The following is a 19,044-nucleotide window of genomic DNA, read 5'->3' on the forward strand; positions in this document are numbered from 1 at the left end:
ATGGTAAGGCACAAAGATGTATTAACAGGGAAACAAAAAGCGGCTATTCTTATGATTTCATTAGGTCCTGATGCATCAGCAAATATTTATAAACACCTTAGTGAAGAAGAAATCGAAAAATTAACGTTAGAAATCTCTTCTGTTAAAAAAGTCGATCCTGACCAAAAAGAGGATATATTAGATCAATTTCATCAACTAGCATTAGCACAAGATTACATTTCTCAAGGTGGAATTAATTATGCAAAGTCCATCCTTGAGAAGGCATTAGGATCTGAGCAGGCTACAGAAATCATTACTCGACTAACATCATCTTTACAAGTGAAGCCTTTTGACTTTGCTAGAAAAGCGGAACCTACGCAAATATTAAACTTTATACAAAACGAGCATCCACAAACAATTGCACTTGTGCTATCTTATCTGGATGCAGATCAAGCAGGTCAGATATTATCTGAATTACCACAAGAGTTACAAGCAGATATCGCAAAGCGAATTGCTGTGATGGATTCTACATCACCTGAAATTATACATGAAGTTGAACAAGTACTTGAAAGAAAGCTATCTACTACTGTTACACAAGATTATACACAAACGGGTGGTATTCAAGCAGTAGTAGAAGTGCTAAACGGTGTGGATAGAAGTACAGAAAGAACGATATTGGATGCATTAGAAATACAGGACCCAGAGCTAGCAGAAGAAATTAAGAAGCGAATGTTTGTATTTGAAGATATAGTCACATTGGATAATCGTGCAATTCAACGCGTGATTAGAGAAGTTGAAAATGATGATCTCCGCCTTTCATTGAAAGTTGCTAGTGAAGAGGTAAGAGATGTAGTATTTAAAAATATGTCTACGAGAATGGCAGAAACCTTTAAAGAAGAAATGGAATTCATGGGTCCAGTACGCTTGCGAGATGTAGAAGAATCTCAAACAAGAATTGTATCGGTAATCCGTCGACTAGAAGAGGTTGGGGAAATTGTAATTGCTCGTGGCGGGGGTGACGATATCATTGTCTAGTGTTTATAGATATGATGATCCGTTGTCTCAAAGGAAAATAATTAGTATCAAGCCTGTTATTTCTAAAAACACTCCCATAGGTCAAGAAGATCCTGTTGATGAGTTATCGCAACTGAAAGCTAAATTAGAGCAAGCAAAACAACAATTAGCACAAGTTAGAGAAGAAGCAGATCACATACTAGAACAAGCAAGACAACAAGTTGCAATCGAACGAGAACAATGGGAAAAAGAAAAAAATCACCTGATGGAAAATGCCAAACAAACAGGCTATCAAGAAGGATTTGAACTTGGAAGAAATGAGAGTATAGAAAAGCACAAGGAGCTAATTGAACAAGCTAGATCGACGATAAATCTAGCAAAGAAAGACTATCACTTAAAACTTGAGCAAAGTGAAGAAGAAGTTTTGCAACTGGCTCTAAAAGCGGCATCAAAAATTATGCACCATAGTATTGAAGAATCAGAACACTTTCTACACATTGTAAAAGATGTCTTGAAGGAAGTAAAAGAACAACATTCCGTGCAGATTACTGCTCACCCTGAAGACTATCAAGTTATGTTTCAACACAAGGATGAACTAGAGAATATAGTAAGCTCTAAAACAGAATTCTCCATCTATCCAGACCATGAACTTCAAAGAGGTAGTTGTATTATAGAGACACCTTTTGGGAAGATTGATGCTAGCTTGGATAGTCAACTTCAAGAATTGCGAAATAAACTTTTCCATCTCTCTAGGGAGGTAGGACATGAACATAGTTAATTACTTGAAAGAAATTGATCGGATCGATACGTATAAGCGCTACGGTAAAATACAAAGGGTTATTGGTCTCATGATTGAATCACAAGGACCAGAAGCAAGTATAGGTGATGTTTGCTTTATTCATACAAAGAGCAAGTCGAAAATCCTAGCAGAAGTGGTGGGATTTAATGAACAAAAAGTTTTACTTATGCCCTACACAGTAATTAAAGAAATTGGACCGGGATGTTTAGTGGAAGCAACGGACCAACCTTTAACAGTAAAAGTGGGGAGAGGGTTAATTGGGAAAGTAATTGATTCAGTTGGCAATTCCCTTGATGGCATGACATTACCAAAAGGGCTTACAAGCTATCCAACGGAACAATCTCCACCAAACCCTCTCGCAAGGCCAAGAATCTTAGAACCAATTCAAATAGGGGTACGGTCAATTGATACACTATTAACAATTGGAAAAGGTCAACGTGTTGGTATTTTTGCTGGAAGTGGAGTAGGTAAAAGTACATTGCTAGGTATGATTGCTCGAAATAGTGATGCAGATATTAATGTTATTGCATTAATCGGAGAACGTGGTCGTGAAGTACGTGAATTTATTGAAAAAGATCTTGGAGAAGAAGGATTGAAAAGATCAATCATTGTCGTTGCTACATCTGATCAGCCTGCACTAATGCGTATAAAAGGAGCTTATACCGCAACCGCTATTAGTGAATATTTTAGAGATCAAGGCTATAATGTCAATCTTATGATGGATTCTGTGACACGTGTAGCGATGGCGCAACGAGAAATTGGCTTAGCAACTGGAGAGCCACCAACTACAAAAGGCTACCCACCATCTGTCTTTGCGATTCTTCCTAAACTTTTGGAGCGAACAGGTACGAGTGACAAAGGCACAATTACAGCTTTCTATACTGTTCTCGTTGATGGGGATGATTTGAATGAACCCATAGCAGATACTGTACGTGGAATTCTAGACGGACATATTGTGTTAGATAGAAAACTAGCAGAACAAGGGCAATTCCCTGCTATTAATGTACTGAAATCTGTAAGTAGAGTAATGCCCCAAATAACGGTACCAAGAGATCAACAGTTGGCACAGGTAGCAAGGTCTGTCTTGTCAACGTATGAGGAAAGTTATGAATTGATTCAAATAGGTGCTTATAAAAGAGGGGCAAGTAAAGAAATAGATCAGTCAATCTTATTACACCCGAAAATGATTAACTTTCTAAAGCAAGATGTAGATGAGCAAGTTTCAAGGGAGCAAGCACTGCAACAATTAGAAAATGTAATTGGTGGGAGTGTTGGGTAATGGCGAGCGCGGAAACCTTCCAAAAGATATTAGGGTTACGAGAACGAGAAAAAAATGATGCGCAAATGGCTTATAAAGACTCTGTAGATAGTTTTGAAGAGTTTGCAACTCAGTTATACCACTTGTTAAGAAAGAAAGAAAAGGTGGAAAGAGAGTACAGTCTTTCACTGGGAAGTACTAGTTCGGTTTCAACTTTAACAACACATTATACGTATATCGAAAAGATTAAAGAAAACATAAGGCAGTTAGAAATGTCAGTAAAGAAGGCCCGAAATAACATGGAAATGAAACAGAAACAATTGACTGCTACCCATATTGAAGTGAAGAAGTATGAAAAACTAATTGAACGAAAAGAAAAAAAACGAATTGAACTTCAAAAGGCAGAAGAAACAAAACTAATGGATGAGACGTCCATAATGCAGTTTTTAAATAACAGGGACAGGTGAGTTTATGGCACAACATACAATGGAGCACGAGCCAAAGAAAGCCGGACCATTTCAATGGATCGTAGTGATCATTATTCCTTTAATATTTGCACTTACGCTAGCCATTATTATTTTATCTTTTATGGGTGTAAATGTTATCGGTAAAACAAAGGAATTCGCAAACCATATACCATTTTTATCCAATGTTGTGACGACAGAAGAAGAGAAAGTGGAAGAGAATAAGATAGAATTACTTGAAAATGATATTCGTACAAAAGATGCGGAAATTGATCAACTAACAGCAGAAGTTGTAACAAAAGATGCAGAAATCGACGAATTGAATCAAGAAGTAACGAAGATAACGAATCAATTGAAGGAACTGGAAACAGGAAAGCAGGAAAAGGCTGATGCATTATCCGAAGTAACAACTGCTTTTAAAGGAATGGAACCAGAAGCAGCAGCTCCAATTATTTCGAATTTAGATACGGAGATGGCGGCATCCATCGTCAAAAGTTTACCAACAAAAGAAAAAGCAGCTTTGCTAGGGGCTTTGGATCCAGAATTAGCTGCATCGATTACTAATTTATTATTAGAATAATTCTTTGTATCTTGAAAGGAGGTGATAAAGCGTGGAAATAAGTATAGTTGCACCACCTGCTTTTGCAAGTCAAAAGGTAAACAAATCAAACCAAGTACAAGGTTCACATTTCTTCGATGAAGTACTTAAAGTGAATAAGAACATGATGACTAAAACTGGGCTGCCCATGAATCAACAACATACACAATTAGGTTCTAACGAATCAAAAATTCACTTATCATTAGGGACAATTATTAGTAAGTTAAATCCTGAACTGTCTTTGAACGAAATGGAAACCATGGAAGCTCTTCATTTAGAAAATGTAAAACAGGCGGTACTTTCACAAAGTGGACAAGAACTAGCAAAGGCAGAGCGGGTCGTGGATATTAATTTCGTTAACGAAATGGAGAATGCAAACCAGATTAGTGAAAGTAATGATAATTCACTTAAAATGAATCAAGTTGACATCAATAAACTTTGGTCAGAAGTGGAAGGGGTACTAGCTAACATAAGTAGCCAGTCTATTACGGTAGAAGAAGTACAGAAAATCGTAGAGCTACTGGAACAGTGGACAGAGGCATTTGGTTCAGATGGTGAGAGTACTGTACTGAGAGAACTAGAAAATAAGCAAGCAATAAAGCATGAAGAAGTTTTGAGTGATTTTAAAGGGTTATGGGCGAAGGTAAGAGAACTTTTTGCCGATCCAAATCAACCCTTATCCAAAGAAGATAAAAGAAAAGTGCTCAAACTATTGGAACAGTGGACAAATCTATCTGAAAAGTCTAAGTTAAATCCTTTTCTTGACTCAACACTAGATGAGTTACTGCCTAGAGAACAATCCATTTGGATGAAGTTACTGGATAATTATCAAAAGCGGATAGACTTTCAATCCAAACAAACTTATGCATCTAATGCGACAGTTACAATTGCTGATGTTTCAAAATGGGTCAATCGTATAACGGAGGCTTATCCAACATCCTCAGACCAAACTACTAAAATAGCAGGAAATGAGTTGCGTTTTGGTGGTAATCAAGACGAAATAGAGAGGATGGACTTCCAACCCAATACGACAGTTAAGATTGCTGATCTTCTAAAAGGCCTAAATCGTATAACGGAGGCTTATCCAACATTCACTGGCCAAACTACTAAACTAACAGAGATTGAGTTAAGTTTAGATGGTAATCAAGAGGAAGTGGAACATAAATTTGCTACGAAAATTGCAAAAATCATACAGGATCTATTTGTTGATGATGAGAAAGTAAACGACCTTGTACTTGTAAAAGTGAATCCTGAAGAATACGGACAACTACTAATCTCTAAAAAAATGCAGAATAATCAAATCTTTTTTGAAATCAAATCTGATTTAGAAAAGCCATTAAAGTTAGTAGAAGAAAACATACTACATGTAAAACAGTTGATTCCAACTACTAAGTTGGCAATAACAATGAACCAGGTAGAAGAGTCGAAGTTTGATCAACTGATAGAACAAGCAAGACAATTAAGACAAGTTCCATCTGTGGAAAATACAATGGGATTACGGAACGAGTTAAATTCATCAAAGGATTCATCAAGAGAACAACTGATTTGGAGTAAGTTGATCAACTTATACCAAGACAGAAGTAAAGGACAAGATATAACAAACAAGCAATCTAATTCTATTACACAACATGATGCTTCTAAATGGATTAAACAAGCATTATCCCATTATGAGACAGAATCAATGCAAGTGAAACAAAGAGGAGCAACTTCCACTGACATGCAAACACCATTAACTTCTGTGTCGAAAGTGGAGCAATATATCATTCACTTAAATCAGTCGAGTAATTCTGGTGAAGCACCAGAGAAGCAATTGATGGAAGAATTCCAAAGAGCAATAAGAACGAGTAATTTTAATAAGAATAATAATGGTGCACAGCAGTTACTCCTGCGAATACGCCCAGCACAATTAGGTGATGTGATGGTTCAATTAACGCAGGTGAACGGAGAAATGCTCGTCAAAATTACTGCTACGACCCAAGCTGCGAAAGAAATGCTTGAGGGTAATTTACATCAGTTGAGGCACATGTTTACGCCGCATCAAGTAACCATTGAGAAACAAGAATTACCTATGCTACAGCAAGAGCAACAAACAAACCAGCAGGGAAAACAATCTAGTTCCGATCAACCTGGTTCGAAGCACGGACACGAGAGTTCAGAGCATCAACCCGAAAATGATGATTTGGAACAAGAGATGAGTTTTCATCAAATACTTATGAATGAGAAAGTTTAGGTGAAATCATGACAAAAATAGATCCTTCTCTGTATTTAAACAACCAACCAAGAGAGGCACCAAGTTCTAGTTTGGGGAAAGAAGAGTTTTTAAAAATACTGATGGCTCAATTGAAAAACCAGGATCCTATGAATCCGATGGAAGACAAAGAATTTATTTCGCAAATGGCTACTTTTTCTTCCTTAGAACAAATGATGAACATGTCATCATCGATTAGCCAACTGGTACAAAACCAAACTGTTTCACCTGTAATTCAAAACAGCCATTTAATAGATAAGGAAGTTACTCATTATAAGATCAATGAAGAAACTGGTGAATATATCAGTCCTAAAGTGGAAGTGAATAGCACAGTTGTGGCAGTAAGTCAAAAACAAGGTGAGGCTATATTAGAATTAGCGAGCGGCAATAAAATATATACAAGCGAAGTGTTAAAGATTAATAATCCTTCTACTTCATAAAGGAAGGTGGATACATGGATCATCGAATCCAACAAGTACACAGGCACGCACTTTTACCAAATAAGACAAATACAGTTACCAAACAACATCCAACTAAGGCATTTAAGGATGTACTATCAGATGTACAGGAGCTTAAAATAAGTAAACACGCGAAAGAACGATTGGCACAAAGAAATATAACGATTGAGGATACCCAGTGGGAAAAGATCTCAGAAAAAGTGGCTGAAGCAAAACAAAAAGGAATTTCAGACTCTTTAGTCGTTCTTAGTAACGCAGCTTTGCTTGTTAGTGCGAAGAATAATACAGTCGTTACTGCAATGGATCGATCAGAAGCAACGAGCAGAATTTTCACAAATATCAACGGAACAATTTTATTAGATTAGGCTGGACCCTGAAAGGGAGGCCGCAAAGCTACTGACTGAATGAAGTAGCTACTACAACTTAAAAATGGAAGGAATGTTGCCTCATGTTACGTTCAATGTATGCAGGTATTTCAGGAATGAGAAATTTTCAAACAAAGTTAGATGTAGTTGGTAATAATATCGCCAATGTAAACACAGCTGGTTTCAAAAAAGGTCGTATTACGTTTCAAGATATGATGAGTCAAACGAGTGCAGGAGCTCAGGGACCTACTGACGTCCGTGGTGGTATTAACCCGAAGCAAGTTGGTACTGGCTCTCAAATGGGGACAATTGATACAATTCACACTCAAGGGAACAGACAGACAACAAATCGTACGCTTGATTTGTCTTTAGAGGGTGATGGCATGTTTGTTTTAGGAAGAGACTTACAATATGATCAAATAAATAATGTTGATGCAATCGATGTTGCCAATAGCCCGTTAAGTTACACCAGATCGGGGAATTTTTATTTGGATAGTGATGGGTTCATTGTTGATGCAAATGGTTCTTTCCTTCTTGGTAATGCAGATGTAGAAGATCAAAATGGAGATTATGCTGGAACACTTGATAGTGTACTAGGAAGAATAAAGATCCCAGAAAACGCACAAAGTTTCAGTATCCAAGGAAATGGATTAGTAACATACGTGGATGCAGCTGGACAAGTAAGACAAGCGGGCCAAATACTGTTAGCTAAATTTTCTAACCCTGGTGGGTTAGAAAAAACAGGCTCCAATACGTATCAAGAAACAGATAACTCTGGTTTGATGACAAATAACATAGATGCCCAAGGACAAGTTCCGGGTGGTGCTAATCCGAATGCAAACTCCGCACGTGATACTATGTATGACTTTATCGTCCCTGAATCCGAGGGAACTGCAACGATCGTTTCAGGTGCGCTAGAAATGTCCAACGTTGACCTATCTGAAGAGTTCACAGAAATGATTACAGCACAACGTGGATTCCAAGCAAATACTAGAATCATTACTACTTCGGATGAAATTTTACAAGAGTTAGTAAATCTTAAACGATAATTAAAGGAGGTAGGGAGTAAAGCAAACCATAGCTTTGCTCCCACCATTCATGATTGATTTAACAAGGCTAAATGGAGATCCGTTTATTCTGAATGCGTTATATATAGAACAAGTTCAATCACTTCCTGATACAACAATTACACTCACGAATAGTAAAAAGTTAGTTGTGAGAGAAGCAGCATCAGAGGTAGTGGAACAAATAAACCATTTTTATCAACAAATTGGTTTACAAGGATGTCAAAAAGAAATAGGTGAAAAGAATGAATCCTAAACTTTTAAAAGCTATGGTTATTGTACTAATTATTATTACAATCTTGGGTATTGTCGCGCTAGTATATGTACTAAATATGCCAAAAGATGGTGAAGCAAAAGAACCTAAAGATCTTAGTATTGATGAAATGATAGAGTATTCGGTTACAACCGCAGAAATGCAAACAGACTTAGCCGACGGTAGTTTTGTGCAAATTCAATTCCAGATTGTTGCTGATAGTAAAAAAGGGAAAGAAGAGATAACCAAGCGAGAGTTTCAGGTGAAAAACCTGTTCATTAAAGAATCCGTAGAATTAACGGAAAAAGATTTCAAGACAGGTATCTCTGAATTAGAAAATAAAATGAAGACCGGAATAAATGGGTTAATGGAGGAAGGAAATATTACGGATGTCTATATCATCAGTAAAATCATCCAGTAATGAATGCTCCTAATTGGAGGTGAGACATATGGCAGAAGAAGTATTATCCCAAAATGAAATTGATGCTCTATTGTCCGCTCTTTCATCAGGGGAAATGGATGCGAATCAATTAAAAAGAGAAGAGAATGACAAAAAAGTAAGAGTGTATGATTTCAAGCGAGCACTCCGTTTTTCTAAAGATCAAATTAGGAGTATTTCTAGAATTCATGAAAACTTTGCAAGATTATTAACAACTTATTTTTCTGCACAATTACGGACATATACGCACATATCGGTAGCATCTGTCGATCAAATTCCTTATGAAGAGTTTATTCGATCCATTCCAACGATGACAATATTAAATATATATAGTGTATCTCCGCTAGATGGACGTATTATTTTCGAATTCAATCCTAATATCGCTTACGCAATGTTAGATCGAATGTTGGGTGGAAAAGGAAGTAGTGTCAATAAAATTGAGAATCTAACAGAAATTGAAACAACCTTGATGTCACAGTTGTTTGAAAAAGCGCTAGATAATTTACAAGAAGCTTGGGAGTCTGTTGTAGAGATTGATCCGATATTAGAGGAATTTGAGGTAAACCCTCAATTTCTTCAATTAGTCTCGCCAAATGAAACAGTAGTTGTCGTATCGCTTAATACAACGATAGGTGAGAGTAGTGGAATGATCAATATCTGTATTCCGCATGTTGTATTGGAACCAATTATTCCTAGGCTATCTGTTCATTATTGGATGCAGACAGAAAAGCCAAAGAACAGGAAGCCAGAAGAATATGAAAATATTACAAAGGGCTTAGAAAGTGCCATACTGGATATGAAAGTGGTTTTAGGAAAGTCAACCATTAATCTTAGTGAATTACTTCATCTTAATGAAAATGATATCATTCCACTTGATCAGGCGATTGATCAACCGATACAGCTCTATGTAGATGATGAACCGATGTTTTCAGTTCAACCTGGTAAGAAGAAACAAAAACTTGCTGTACAAATAATAGAAGAATTAAAAGGGGGGAACGAAGATGATGAATGATGGTATGTTATCCCAAGATGAAATCGATGCTTTACTTAATAATGTTGATAATGACGAAGAAGAGCATGTGAGCGAGCCTCCCTCTATTGAAGATTACTTATCTTCATTGGAACAAGATGCACTAGGAGAAATCGGAAACATATCTTTTGGTAGTTCTGCCACAACGTTATCAACTTTGTTGAACCAGAAAGTTGATATTACGACACCAACCATTTCGGTTATTGATAAAGAAGCTTTAGAAAATGAATTTCCACACCCACATGTAGGGGTGGAAGTTAAATATACAGAGGGATTTAGTGGTGTGAATCTATTTGTTTTAAAACAAAACGATGCTTCCATCATTGCGGATTTAATGTTAGGTGGAGAAGGTCAGGCGAGCGAAAATGAACTTACCGAAATTCACTTAAGTGCTGTGCAAGAAGCGATGAACCAAATGATGGGGACTGCGGCAACAAGTATGTCGACTGTCTTTAGTAAAAGAGTTGATATATCACCACCAGCAATCACCTTACTTGATGTAAAGAAGGACGAAGGTAATAAATATATACCGGACGATAACATTCTCATAAAAGTATCGTTTCAGTTGAAGATTGGTAACTTAATTGACTCTAATATTATGCAACTTTTGCCAGTATCATTTGCAAAGAGTCTTGTAGATGAATTGTTGAACCCTAGTGACCAAGGTGGTTCTAGTACTACCGAAGAAGATCATGAAGATATGACAATGAAACAAGAGACACCTCAAGCTTCAAGCCAATCAAGTATGGGACAACAACAATCTGCTTATTCAAGTGACCCTACTCCGAAACAAGTAGGAGGGCAACCACAACAGCCGAATGCACATGTCCAAACTGCTGAGTTTTCAAGCTTTGAAGAACTAAATTTACCTGCAACAGAGAAACGTAATTTAGATATGCTACTTGATATTCCTTTGAAGGTTACGGTTGAATTAGGTCGTACCCAACGGACAGTTAAAGATATATTGGAACTATCATCTGGTTCTATCGTTGAATTAGATAAGCTTGCAGGAGAGCCTGTCGATATTCACGTCAACAATAAATTAATTGCAAAAGGTGAAGTTGTTGTAATTGATGAAAACTTTGGGGTTCGCGTTACAGATATTGTTAGTCAATCAGATCGTCTAAAAAAACTGAGGTAAGAAGAAAGGGAGATTACAATGTCAAAAAGAATTTTAATAGTTGATGATGCTGCATTTATGCGAATGATGATAAAGGATATTCTCGGGAAAAATGGTTTTGAAGTAGTTGGGGAAGCGCAAGATGGTGCGCAAGCAGTTGATAAATATAAAGAATTAACGCCAGATCTTGTGACAATGGATATTACAATGCCGGAAATGGATGGTATATCAGCACTTAAAGAAATAAAAAAAATTAATGGGGACGCAAAAGTAATTATGTGTTCTGCAATGGGTCAGCAAGCAATGGTTATTGATGCGATTCAAGCAGGAGCGAAAGACTTTATTGTTAAACCATTCCAAGCTGATAGAGTTATAGAAGCCATTCAAAAAGCCTTAGATTAATAGGGTGTAAACATGATTAAAAAAATAGTTTGTCTTTTCTTTCTAAGCCTGTTCTTGATAATTATTAACCTTACTCCGGATATTAGTCATGCTTCAGCAATGGTCGATGAGATGTTCAAGATTCCAGAGGTAGAAAAAGAACCCACAAGTGATCCTTCAAGTGATATAACGGATGAACCAAGTGGTGATGAGAACCAACAAGAGAATCCAAGCCTTGGTGGCGAGTCGGTATCAATGCCTACCTTAATTTTTCAATTAGTTATTTCTTTAGGATTTGTAATTGGCCTTATCTATCTAGTGCTTAAATTTATTAATAGTAAAAATAAATTGTTTCAAAAAGTAAGTGCGTTGAGAAATCTTGGCGGCATACCTCTAGGAGCAAATAAATCTGTTCAAGTAGTTAAAATCGGTGAACGGATTTATGTGCTAGGTGTAGGCGAAAATGTGGAGTTATTATCGGAAATTACCGATAGCCAAACGAGAGATGAGCTATTGACACAAGATCAAGGAACCGAAATTAAACCTCAGAATGTGATAGCTTCATTCATAAACAAGGATAATAAAAAGCAAGAGGAAAAGGGTATCCAATCAACAAATAAATTTCAAAATTTGTTTCAACAAGAATTAAATACATTGGTTCAAGGAAGAAAGAAGTTAACGGACCGATTCAAACGAGAGGATAACAACCATGAATGAGTTTATCGATGTTTTCTCTGGATCAGACCCTGCTAATATATCTACATCTGTAAGGTTACTATTATTACTAACTATTTTTTCCTTGGCACCAAGTATCGTCATATTAATGACATGCTTTACAAGAATTTTGATTGTACTTTCCTTTGTCCGAACGTCTCTTGCAACACAGCAAATGCCACCGAACCAAGTTTTAATTGGTATTGCTTTGTTTTTAACGTTTTTTATTATGGCACCTACATTTCATGAAATTAACGAAGAAGCACTCACCCCTTTATTTAATGAAGAAATTACATTAGATGAAGCTTATGATCGTGCTAGTTTACCAATTAAAGAATTTATGGCAAAGCACACAAGACAAAAAGACTTGGCCTTATTTATGAATTACGCTGAAATGGATCGGCCAGAATCTATTGCAGATATTCCATTGACGACCATTGTCCCTGCTTTTGCCATTAGTGAGTTGAAAACGGCCTTTCAAATGGGTTTTATGATTTTTATTCCTTTTTTAGTTATTGATATGGCAGTTGCAAGCGTATTGATGTCCATGGGTATGATGATGCTACCTCCCGTAATGATTTCATTACCATTTAAGATTCTATTATTTATTTTAGTGGATGGATGGTATTTGATTTCACATTCACTATTAGAAGGGTTTTAGCTAGATGAATAGGAGAGGGGAGTATTGGTCATGAGTGGTGAATTTGTTATCTCTTTAGCAGAGCAAGGGATCTTTACTGTATTACTAGTTACGGGACCTTTATTAATTTTAGCACTAGTCGTAGGTTTACTCGTCAGTATTTTCCAAGCAACTACTCAAATACAAGAGCAAACACTAGCTTTTATACCGAAAATAGTTGCTGTTTTATTAGGACTTATCTTTTTTGGGCCTTGGATGCTAGCGAGAATGGTAGAGTTTGCCGCAAATATATTTCAAAATCTCAATCAATATATAGGTTAACCGTATGTTAGAAATGATTAATTTAAACACGGTTCCTGCATTTTTACTGATTCTTGTACGTGTTACTGCCTTTTTTGTAACGATGCCGATTTTCTCGTATCGAACTGTTCCGACGCAATTTAAAATTGGATTTGGTTTTTTCTTAGCGTGGATTATGTTTTATACGATGCAAATTCCTGAAATTGCATTTGATGGTACGTATATTTTGTTACTTCTAAAAGAAACGCTTGTAGGATTGTTACTGGGATTAATTGCTTATATCATTTTATCTGCAATTCAAATAGCTGGGGGATTTATTGATTTCCAAATGGGATTTGCGATTGCTAACGTAGTAGATCCTCAGACTGGAGCGCAAAGTCCATTAGTCGGTCAGTATTTTTATACGATTGCATTATTATTTTTACTAACTGTGAATGGCCACCACTTATTGATTAATGGCATCTTTTATAGCTATGAAACGATTCCATTGGATCGTTTGATTGATTTTAGTAATGAAAATATAGCGTATCTTGTGATAGAAACATTTAATGAAATGTTCATTATCGCATTTCAAATGTCCATACCAATTGTCGGTTGTTTATTCTTAGTTGATGTTGCATTAGGGATTATCGCTAGAACCGTTCCACAGCTTAATGTTTTTGTAGTTGGTTTACCATTGAAAATTTTGGTTGCACTCTTTGTATTAGTTATATTTTCAGCAATTTATATCATGTTAGTGAAAAATTTATTCGAACTCGTTCTTCAAGTTATGCAAGGGTTAATGCAGCTATTCGGAGGTGCTTAAATGTATATAAAATTAGACTTGCAGTTCTTTGCAGGTGAAAAAACAGAAAAAGCAACTCCGAAAAAAAGGCAGGACTCTCGTAAAAAAGGACAAGTAGCAAAAAGCCAAGATGTAAATACTGCTATTCTTTTATTTTTTGTTTTTATTATTTTTATCGTAACAGGTAATCAAATGAAAGAAACGATGATGGTTATGTACGATAAAACTTTTACGGAATACATCAATTGGGATGTAACAGAAAATAGTGTACAACAAATTCTCATAGAAACGACAATGGAAATCGGCTTAGCTATAGCTCCGATTATGGGAATTGCGATTGTTGCAGGCCTAGCTGCAAACTTTTTGCAAATAGGTTTTTTATTCACAACAAAACCATTAGAGATGAAATTAAATAAGTTAAATCCGATCGAAGGAGCAAAGCGTATATTTTCTGCAAGGGCATTAGTAGAGCTAGTGAAGTCCTTGTTAAAAATATCTATTGTAGGTGCTGTTACTTTTATCATTCTTTGGATGAATAAAGATGAAATGATGATGCTTGCAGGAAAAGGTATTCATAATTCGCTTGCTTTTTTTGGGAATATAACAATTATGATGGGGATTGCGTCAGCCATAGCGTTATTAATTATATCTGTCCTTGATTATTCCTATCAAAAATATGATTACGAAAAAAACATCAGGATGTCCAAAAACGATATCAAAGATGAGTACAAAAATATAGAAGGTAACCCATTAATTAAATCTAAAATAAAAGAGAAACAACGTCAAATGGCAATGAGGAGAATGATGAGTGAGGTGCCTCAAGCTGATGTTGTCATTACGAATCCAACCCATTATGCAATTGCTATTAAATATGACGAAGAAAAAGCAGATGCTCCATATGTTGTTGCAAAAGGTGTCGATTTCGTTGCATTTAAAATTAGAGAAATTGCAAATGCACATGAAATACCATTAGTAGAAAATCGACCTTTAGCAAGAGCATTATATGACCAGATGGAAATAGGAGATATAATTGGCGAGGATTTTTTCCAAGCCGTTGCAGAAGTGCTTGCTTATGTATATCAATTAAAGAAAAAAGCTTAAACGTGTAAGTAAGGAGAGGGAACAATGAAAGCTAGAGATTTGTCCGTTTTGCTAGGGGTAATTCTAATTATAATCATGTTAGTCATTCCTTTGCCGGGGTGGTTATTAAGCTTGCTTATTTTAACAAATATCTCCCTAGCTCTTATTGTTATCCTTGTATCCATGAATACAACAGAAGCTTTACAATTTTCTATATTCCCCTCTTTATTACTCTTATTAACGTTATTCCGACTTGGGCTAAACGTCTCGACTACACGTTCGATTTTATCTGAAGCAGACGCCGGTGGGGTAGTAGAAACCTTTGGTACCTTTGTTATTGGAGATAATCCTTTAGTAGGGTTTGTTGTATTTACAATCCTTGTTATTATTCAATTCTTAGTTATTACAAAGGGTAGTGAGCGTGTATCCGAAGTTGCTGCTAGATTTACTTTAGATGCAATGCCAGGTAAACAGATGAGTATTGATGCAGATTTAAATGCAGGATTAATCAATGAGCATCAAGCAAAAGATCGTAGGGAGAAAATTGAACATGAAGCAGACTTCTATGGAGCGATGGATGGTGCAAGTAAATTCGTTAAAGGGGATGCAATTGCTGGAATTATCATCGTATTAATTAATATTATGTTTGGTTTGATTATTGGGATGATGCAAATGGGGATGAGCTTTGGGGAAGCGATTACTACTTATATGCAACTCACTGTTGGTGACGGATTGGTAAGTCAGATCCCAGCCTTACTTATTTCGACAGCAACAGGTATCGTAGTAACACGTGTAGCTTCCAAGGGGAACCTTGGTAGCGATGTAACAGAACAATTGTTTCGTTACCCGACATTGCTATATATAGCATCAGGAACAATTTTTCTTTTAGGACTAACACCGATTAATTTTTGGTTAACTACTTCTATTGCCGCAGTCTTAGCTTTTGGTGCATATTGGTTATCTAGGCCTGTGCAAGAACCGGAAATTAATAAAGATGCCGAAGAAGTGCAAACTGAAACTAATCAGATGAAATCACCTGAAAATGTAGTTGGATTATTAAGTATGGATCCCATCGAATTTGAATTTGGATATGGGCTCATTCCACTTGCAGATACGAATCAAGGTGGAGATCTGTTAGACAGAATTGTTATGATAAGAAGACAATTGGCGATCGAACTAGGATTAGTTATTCCTGTTGTTAGAATTAGAGATAATATTCAGCTTAATCCAAATGAATATTCCTTGAAAATAAAAGGGAATGAAGTAGCTAAAGGTGAATTGTTGTTAGATCATTACCTAGCGATGAGTCCGGGTATGGAAGACGATGATATAGATGGTGTAGATACAATGGAACCTGCATTCGGACTACCCGCTAAATGGATAAGTGAAGAAGTTAAAGACGAAGCAGAGTTATCAGGCTATACTGTTGTCGACCCTCCTTCAGTCGTTTCTACACATATCACTGAAGTAATAAAAAAACATGCTCACTTACTATTAGGCAGACAAGAAACAAAACAACTTATTGACCATTTAAAAGAAACGTATCCGATTTTAGTGGAAGAGGTAACACCAGAGCCTCTAGCTATTGGTGATATTCAGAAAGTATTAGCAAAATTACTCAGAGAAGGAGTTTCGATTAGAAACTTACCAATTATTTTTGAGACTTTAGCTGATTTCGGAAAGATGACGAATGACACGGACTTACTAACGGAGTATGCAAGACAATCACTTGCTTCTCAAATCACCAAACAGTTTGCACAACAAGATAATACACTTAAAGTAATAACCGTAGGAAATGAAGTAGAACAAATCATAGCGGAGCATATTCAACAAACAGAACATGGTAGTTACTTGTCGCTAGATCCAGAATCACAACAACAAATTATTCGTTCTGTTTCTGAAAAAGTCGAGCAGCTATCGTTGCAGGAGGAGACACCGATCATTTTATGTTCTCCTACGACAAGAATGTATATCAAACAGTTGCTTGAACGTTTCTTTCCGCAAGTGATTGTATTATCCTATAACGAATTAGAGCCAAATGTTGAAGTACAGAGTGTTGGGGTGGTGAATGTCGCGTGAAGGTAAAAAAAATAATTGCTCCTACAATGCCTGAGGCAATGATAAAGGTAAGAAAAGAGTTAGGTGCAGATGCGGTTATCTTAAATTCTAAGGTAACCCACAAAGGTGGTTTTTTAGGCTTTTTTAAGAAAAAGAACATTGAGGTTATTGCAGCGTTAGACGCAGATCCTAGGATATCTAACCAGAAAGAATTAGCAGAAAAGAAAGAAATAGAAACTAACAATCCTTTTTTGAAGGAAAATGATACGAAAAATGAAATGGTTATTAAGGAAGTAAAAGAATTAAGAAAGTGGATCGAAAAGAATGCATCTGTGAAAGAAATGAGTTTCCCACCAAATTATCAAGCAGTTTATGACTTGCTAGTCGACCAGGAAGTGAACGATCAATTGGCAAAAGATTTAGTTAAATCTGTGATGGAACCGAATGATGCTGTTGACCTTACTTACAATCAAATAAAAAAACAACTATTTAATAAGTTAGAAGAGAAACTAAAGTTCCTACCCTTTAGTGGAATACAATATGAAAAAAGGTTTGTTCATCTTGTAGGACCTACTGGTGTTGGTAAAACAACAACAATAGCTAAGATAGCTGCTAATAGCATGTTAAAGGATGGCAAGAAAGTCGCTTTAATTACTACGGATACTTACCGAATTGCGGCAATTGAGCAACTAAAAACGTACTCGAAAATTTTAGATATTCCTTTGGAAATAGCATATACAATTGAAGACTATAAAAGAGCACGTGAAAAGTTTCAAGCTTATGATTTAGTACTTGTAGATACAGCTGGTAGAAACTTTAGGGACCCAAAATATGTGAAAGAATTAGGAAAAGTAGTAGATTTAAATCATGATTTGGATACCTATTTAGTCCTATCACTAACAACAAAGTCAGTTGATTTAGAAGAGATCCACAAGCAGTTCGAACAAATACCAATAAAACAACTTATTTTTACAAAAAAAGATGAGACAACCACCTTTGGTTCTATGCTTAATCTTTCATTATTACGTAGTGAAGGTATTGCTTATATTACAGATGGTCAAGATGTACCGGATGACATCAAAGATATTTCTGCTACAACTATATGTGAGATGCTAGTTGGTGACATTTCAAATGAGTGACCAAGCAGCGAAATTACGTCGGAAACTAGAACTTTTACGTAACAAAAGACATGCTAAAACAATAGCCGTCATTAGTGGAAAAGGTGGGGTTGGAAAATCCAACTTTGCGTTAAACTTCTCCCTGGGTTTATTAAAAAAAGGGAAAAAAGTCCTGATTTTTGATTTGGATATAGGAATGGGTAATATTGATATTTTATTAGGTTTAAGTGCTAAACAATCAATTGCAAATATGTTTACTCATAATTTGTCGATTCATGATATTATAGAAGTAGGACCAAATTCCTTATCTTACATTGCAGCGGGAAGTGGACTATCCGACATATTCACTATGGATCAACAAAAATTCACCTACTTTTTGGATCAATTAGAAGACTTAATGACTAGTTACGATTATATTATATTCGATATGGGTGCTGGTATTACGCATGGAAGTCTATATTATATGTTAGCTGCAGACGAGTGTATTGTGATAACCACTCCGGAGCCAACTTCCATGACAGATGCATATGCAATTATTAAACATATTACAAACCATAATTTTAATTTGCCATTATTAGTACTTGTGAACCGAATTCCTAATTTTAAAACTGGCCAAGAAGCCCTAGAAAGACTTCAAAAGGTTGTACAACGTTTTTTGCATAGAGATATTATTCCTTTAGGCTTACTTCCAGAAGATAAAACTGTAGTAAAAGCAGTAACTAGTCAAACTCCATTCATGATTTATAATCCAGCTGCAGATGTAAGTTTAGCGTTAAGTCAAATTGTGGATCAATATGTAAGTGATTCAATAAACATTAGTGAAACGGTCCCATTTTCTTTTGTCAAAAGACTAAAGCAGTTAATTACAGAAAGGTAGACA

General features: G+C 36.1%; 22 protein-coding genes. All 22 read left to right on the forward strand.

The window, feature by feature from the left end; translation table 11 throughout:
* The 22 genes from fliG to NYQ66_RS01950 all read left to right on the forward strand — a co-directional run bounded on the left by fliG (window position 1) and on the right by NYQ66_RS01950 (window position 19,041).
* Window positions 1-1,014: a flagellar motor switch protein FliG gene (gene fliG, locus NYQ66_RS01845; protein ID WP_259866238.1), complete on the forward strand. Its 1,014-nt coding sequence runs from the start codon at window positions 1-3 to the stop codon at window positions 1,012-1,014.
* Entirely contained in the window at window positions 1,007-1,771 is a 765-nt protein-coding gene (fliH, locus tag NYQ66_RS01850) for a flagellar assembly protein FliH (protein ID WP_259866240.1), read from the forward strand. Before fliG ends, fliH begins: the two co-directional genes overlap by 8 nt.
* A complete protein-coding gene (fliI, locus tag NYQ66_RS01855; RefSeq protein ID WP_259866242.1) occupies window positions 1,758-3,071 on the forward strand; it encodes a flagellar protein export ATPase FliI in 1,314 nt (437 codons plus the stop codon). The genes fliH and fliI overlap by 14 nt, the downstream gene beginning before the upstream one ends.
* Window positions 3,071-3,517: a flagellar export protein FliJ gene (gene fliJ / locus NYQ66_RS01860; RefSeq protein ID WP_259866244.1), complete on the forward strand. Its 447-nt coding sequence runs from the start codon at window positions 3,071-3,073 to the stop codon at window positions 3,515-3,517. The genes fliI and fliJ overlap by 1 nt, the downstream gene beginning before the upstream one ends.
* A gap of 4 nt (window positions 3,518-3,521) precedes the next feature.
* Complete coding sequence (locus tag NYQ66_RS01865; protein ID WP_259866246.1) at window positions 3,522-4,094, forward strand: MotE family protein; 573 nt, start codon at window positions 3,522-3,524, stop codon at window positions 4,092-4,094.
* 31 nt (window positions 4,095-4,125) lie between these two features.
* Window positions 4,126-6,342 (forward strand): flagellar hook-length control protein FliK, encoded by a 2,217-nt coding sequence (locus NYQ66_RS01870; protein ID WP_259866248.1) that lies wholly within the window; start codon window positions 4,126-4,128, stop codon window positions 6,340-6,342.
* Window positions 6,343-6,350: 8 nt separating this feature from the next.
* Window positions 6,351-6,800, forward strand: a complete 450-nt coding sequence (gene flgD / locus NYQ66_RS01875; RefSeq protein WP_259866250.1) for a flagellar hook assembly protein FlgD — start codon at window positions 6,351-6,353, stop codon at window positions 6,798-6,800.
* Between the two features lie 14 nt (window positions 6,801-6,814).
* The gene (locus NYQ66_RS01880) at window positions 6,815-7,183 is read left to right on the forward strand and encodes a TIGR02530 family flagellar biosynthesis protein (RefSeq protein ID WP_259866253.1); all 369 of its coding nucleotides are present in this window, start codon (window positions 6,815-6,817) and stop codon (window positions 7,181-7,183) included.
* A gap of 83 nt (window positions 7,184-7,266) precedes the next feature.
* Entirely contained in the window at window positions 7,267-8,232 is a 966-nt protein-coding gene (locus tag NYQ66_RS01885) for a flagellar hook-basal body complex protein (RefSeq protein WP_259866255.1), read from the forward strand.
* A gap of 49 nt (window positions 8,233-8,281) precedes the next feature.
* Window positions 8,282-8,503, forward strand: a complete 222-nt coding sequence (locus NYQ66_RS01890; RefSeq protein WP_259866422.1) for a flagellar FlbD family protein — start codon at window positions 8,282-8,284, stop codon at window positions 8,501-8,503.
* Complete coding sequence (locus NYQ66_RS01895) at window positions 8,493-8,921, forward strand: flagellar basal body-associated FliL family protein (protein WP_259866257.1); 429 nt, start codon at window positions 8,493-8,495, stop codon at window positions 8,919-8,921. Before NYQ66_RS01890 ends, NYQ66_RS01895 begins: the two co-directional genes overlap by 11 nt.
* A gap of 28 nt (window positions 8,922-8,949) precedes the next feature.
* Entirely contained in the window at window positions 8,950-9,951 is a 1,002-nt protein-coding gene (gene fliM / locus NYQ66_RS01900; protein ID WP_259866260.1) for a flagellar motor switch protein FliM, read from the forward strand.
* Entirely contained in the window at window positions 9,941-11,110 is a 1,170-nt protein-coding gene (gene fliY, locus NYQ66_RS01905; RefSeq protein ID WP_259866262.1) for a flagellar motor switch phosphatase FliY, read from the forward strand. The genes fliM and fliY overlap by 11 nt, the downstream gene beginning before the upstream one ends.
* A gap of 18 nt (window positions 11,111-11,128) precedes the next feature.
* Window positions 11,129-11,491, forward strand: a complete 363-nt coding sequence (locus NYQ66_RS01910) for a response regulator (RefSeq protein ID WP_259866264.1) — start codon at window positions 11,129-11,131, stop codon at window positions 11,489-11,491.
* Between the two features lie 12 nt (window positions 11,492-11,503).
* Complete coding sequence (gene fliO, locus NYQ66_RS01915; RefSeq protein ID WP_259866266.1) at window positions 11,504-12,187, forward strand: flagellar biosynthetic protein FliO; 684 nt, start codon at window positions 11,504-11,506, stop codon at window positions 12,185-12,187.
* On the forward strand, window positions 12,180-12,845 hold the full coding sequence (gene fliP / locus NYQ66_RS01920) for a flagellar type III secretion system pore protein FliP (RefSeq protein ID WP_259866268.1): 666 nt from the start codon (window positions 12,180-12,182) through the stop codon (window positions 12,843-12,845). The genes fliO and fliP overlap by 8 nt, the downstream gene beginning before the upstream one ends.
* A gap of 30 nt (window positions 12,846-12,875) precedes the next feature.
* Window positions 12,876-13,145, forward strand: coding sequence for a flagellar biosynthesis protein FliQ (gene fliQ, locus NYQ66_RS01925; protein WP_259866270.1), 270 nt, complete (start codon window positions 12,876-12,878; stop codon window positions 13,143-13,145).
* 4 nt (window positions 13,146-13,149) lie between these two features.
* Window positions 13,150-13,929, forward strand: a complete 780-nt coding sequence (gene fliR / locus NYQ66_RS01930; protein ID WP_259866272.1) for a flagellar biosynthetic protein FliR — start codon at window positions 13,150-13,152, stop codon at window positions 13,927-13,929.
* Window positions 13,930-15,009, forward strand: a complete 1,080-nt coding sequence (gene flhB, locus NYQ66_RS01935) for a flagellar biosynthesis protein FlhB (protein WP_259866274.1) — start codon at window positions 13,930-13,932, stop codon at window positions 15,007-15,009.
* 24 nt (window positions 15,010-15,033) lie between these two features.
* Window positions 15,034-17,067 carry a flagellar biosynthesis protein FlhA gene (gene flhA, locus NYQ66_RS01940; RefSeq protein ID WP_259866276.1) on the forward strand — a complete coding sequence of 678 codons (2,034 nt, stop codon included), beginning with the start codon at window positions 15,034-15,036 and terminating at the stop codon, window positions 17,065-17,067.
* Window positions 17,064-18,185: a flagellar biosynthesis protein FlhF gene (gene flhF, locus NYQ66_RS01945; protein WP_259866278.1), complete on the forward strand. Its 1,122-nt coding sequence runs from the start codon at window positions 17,064-17,066 to the stop codon at window positions 18,183-18,185. Before flhA ends, flhF begins: the two co-directional genes overlap by 4 nt.
* On the forward strand, window positions 18,178-19,041 hold the full coding sequence (locus tag NYQ66_RS01950) for a MinD/ParA family protein (protein WP_259866281.1): 864 nt from the start codon (window positions 18,178-18,180) through the stop codon (window positions 19,039-19,041). The genes flhF and NYQ66_RS01950 overlap by 8 nt, the downstream gene beginning before the upstream one ends.
* Window positions 19,042-19,044: the final 3 nt, after the last annotated feature.

The organism is Aquibacillus koreensis (genome assembly GCF_025154055.1).
GTDB classification, from domain to species: Bacteria; Bacillota; Bacilli; order Bacillales; family Amphibacillaceae; genus Aquibacillus_C; species Aquibacillus_C koreensis.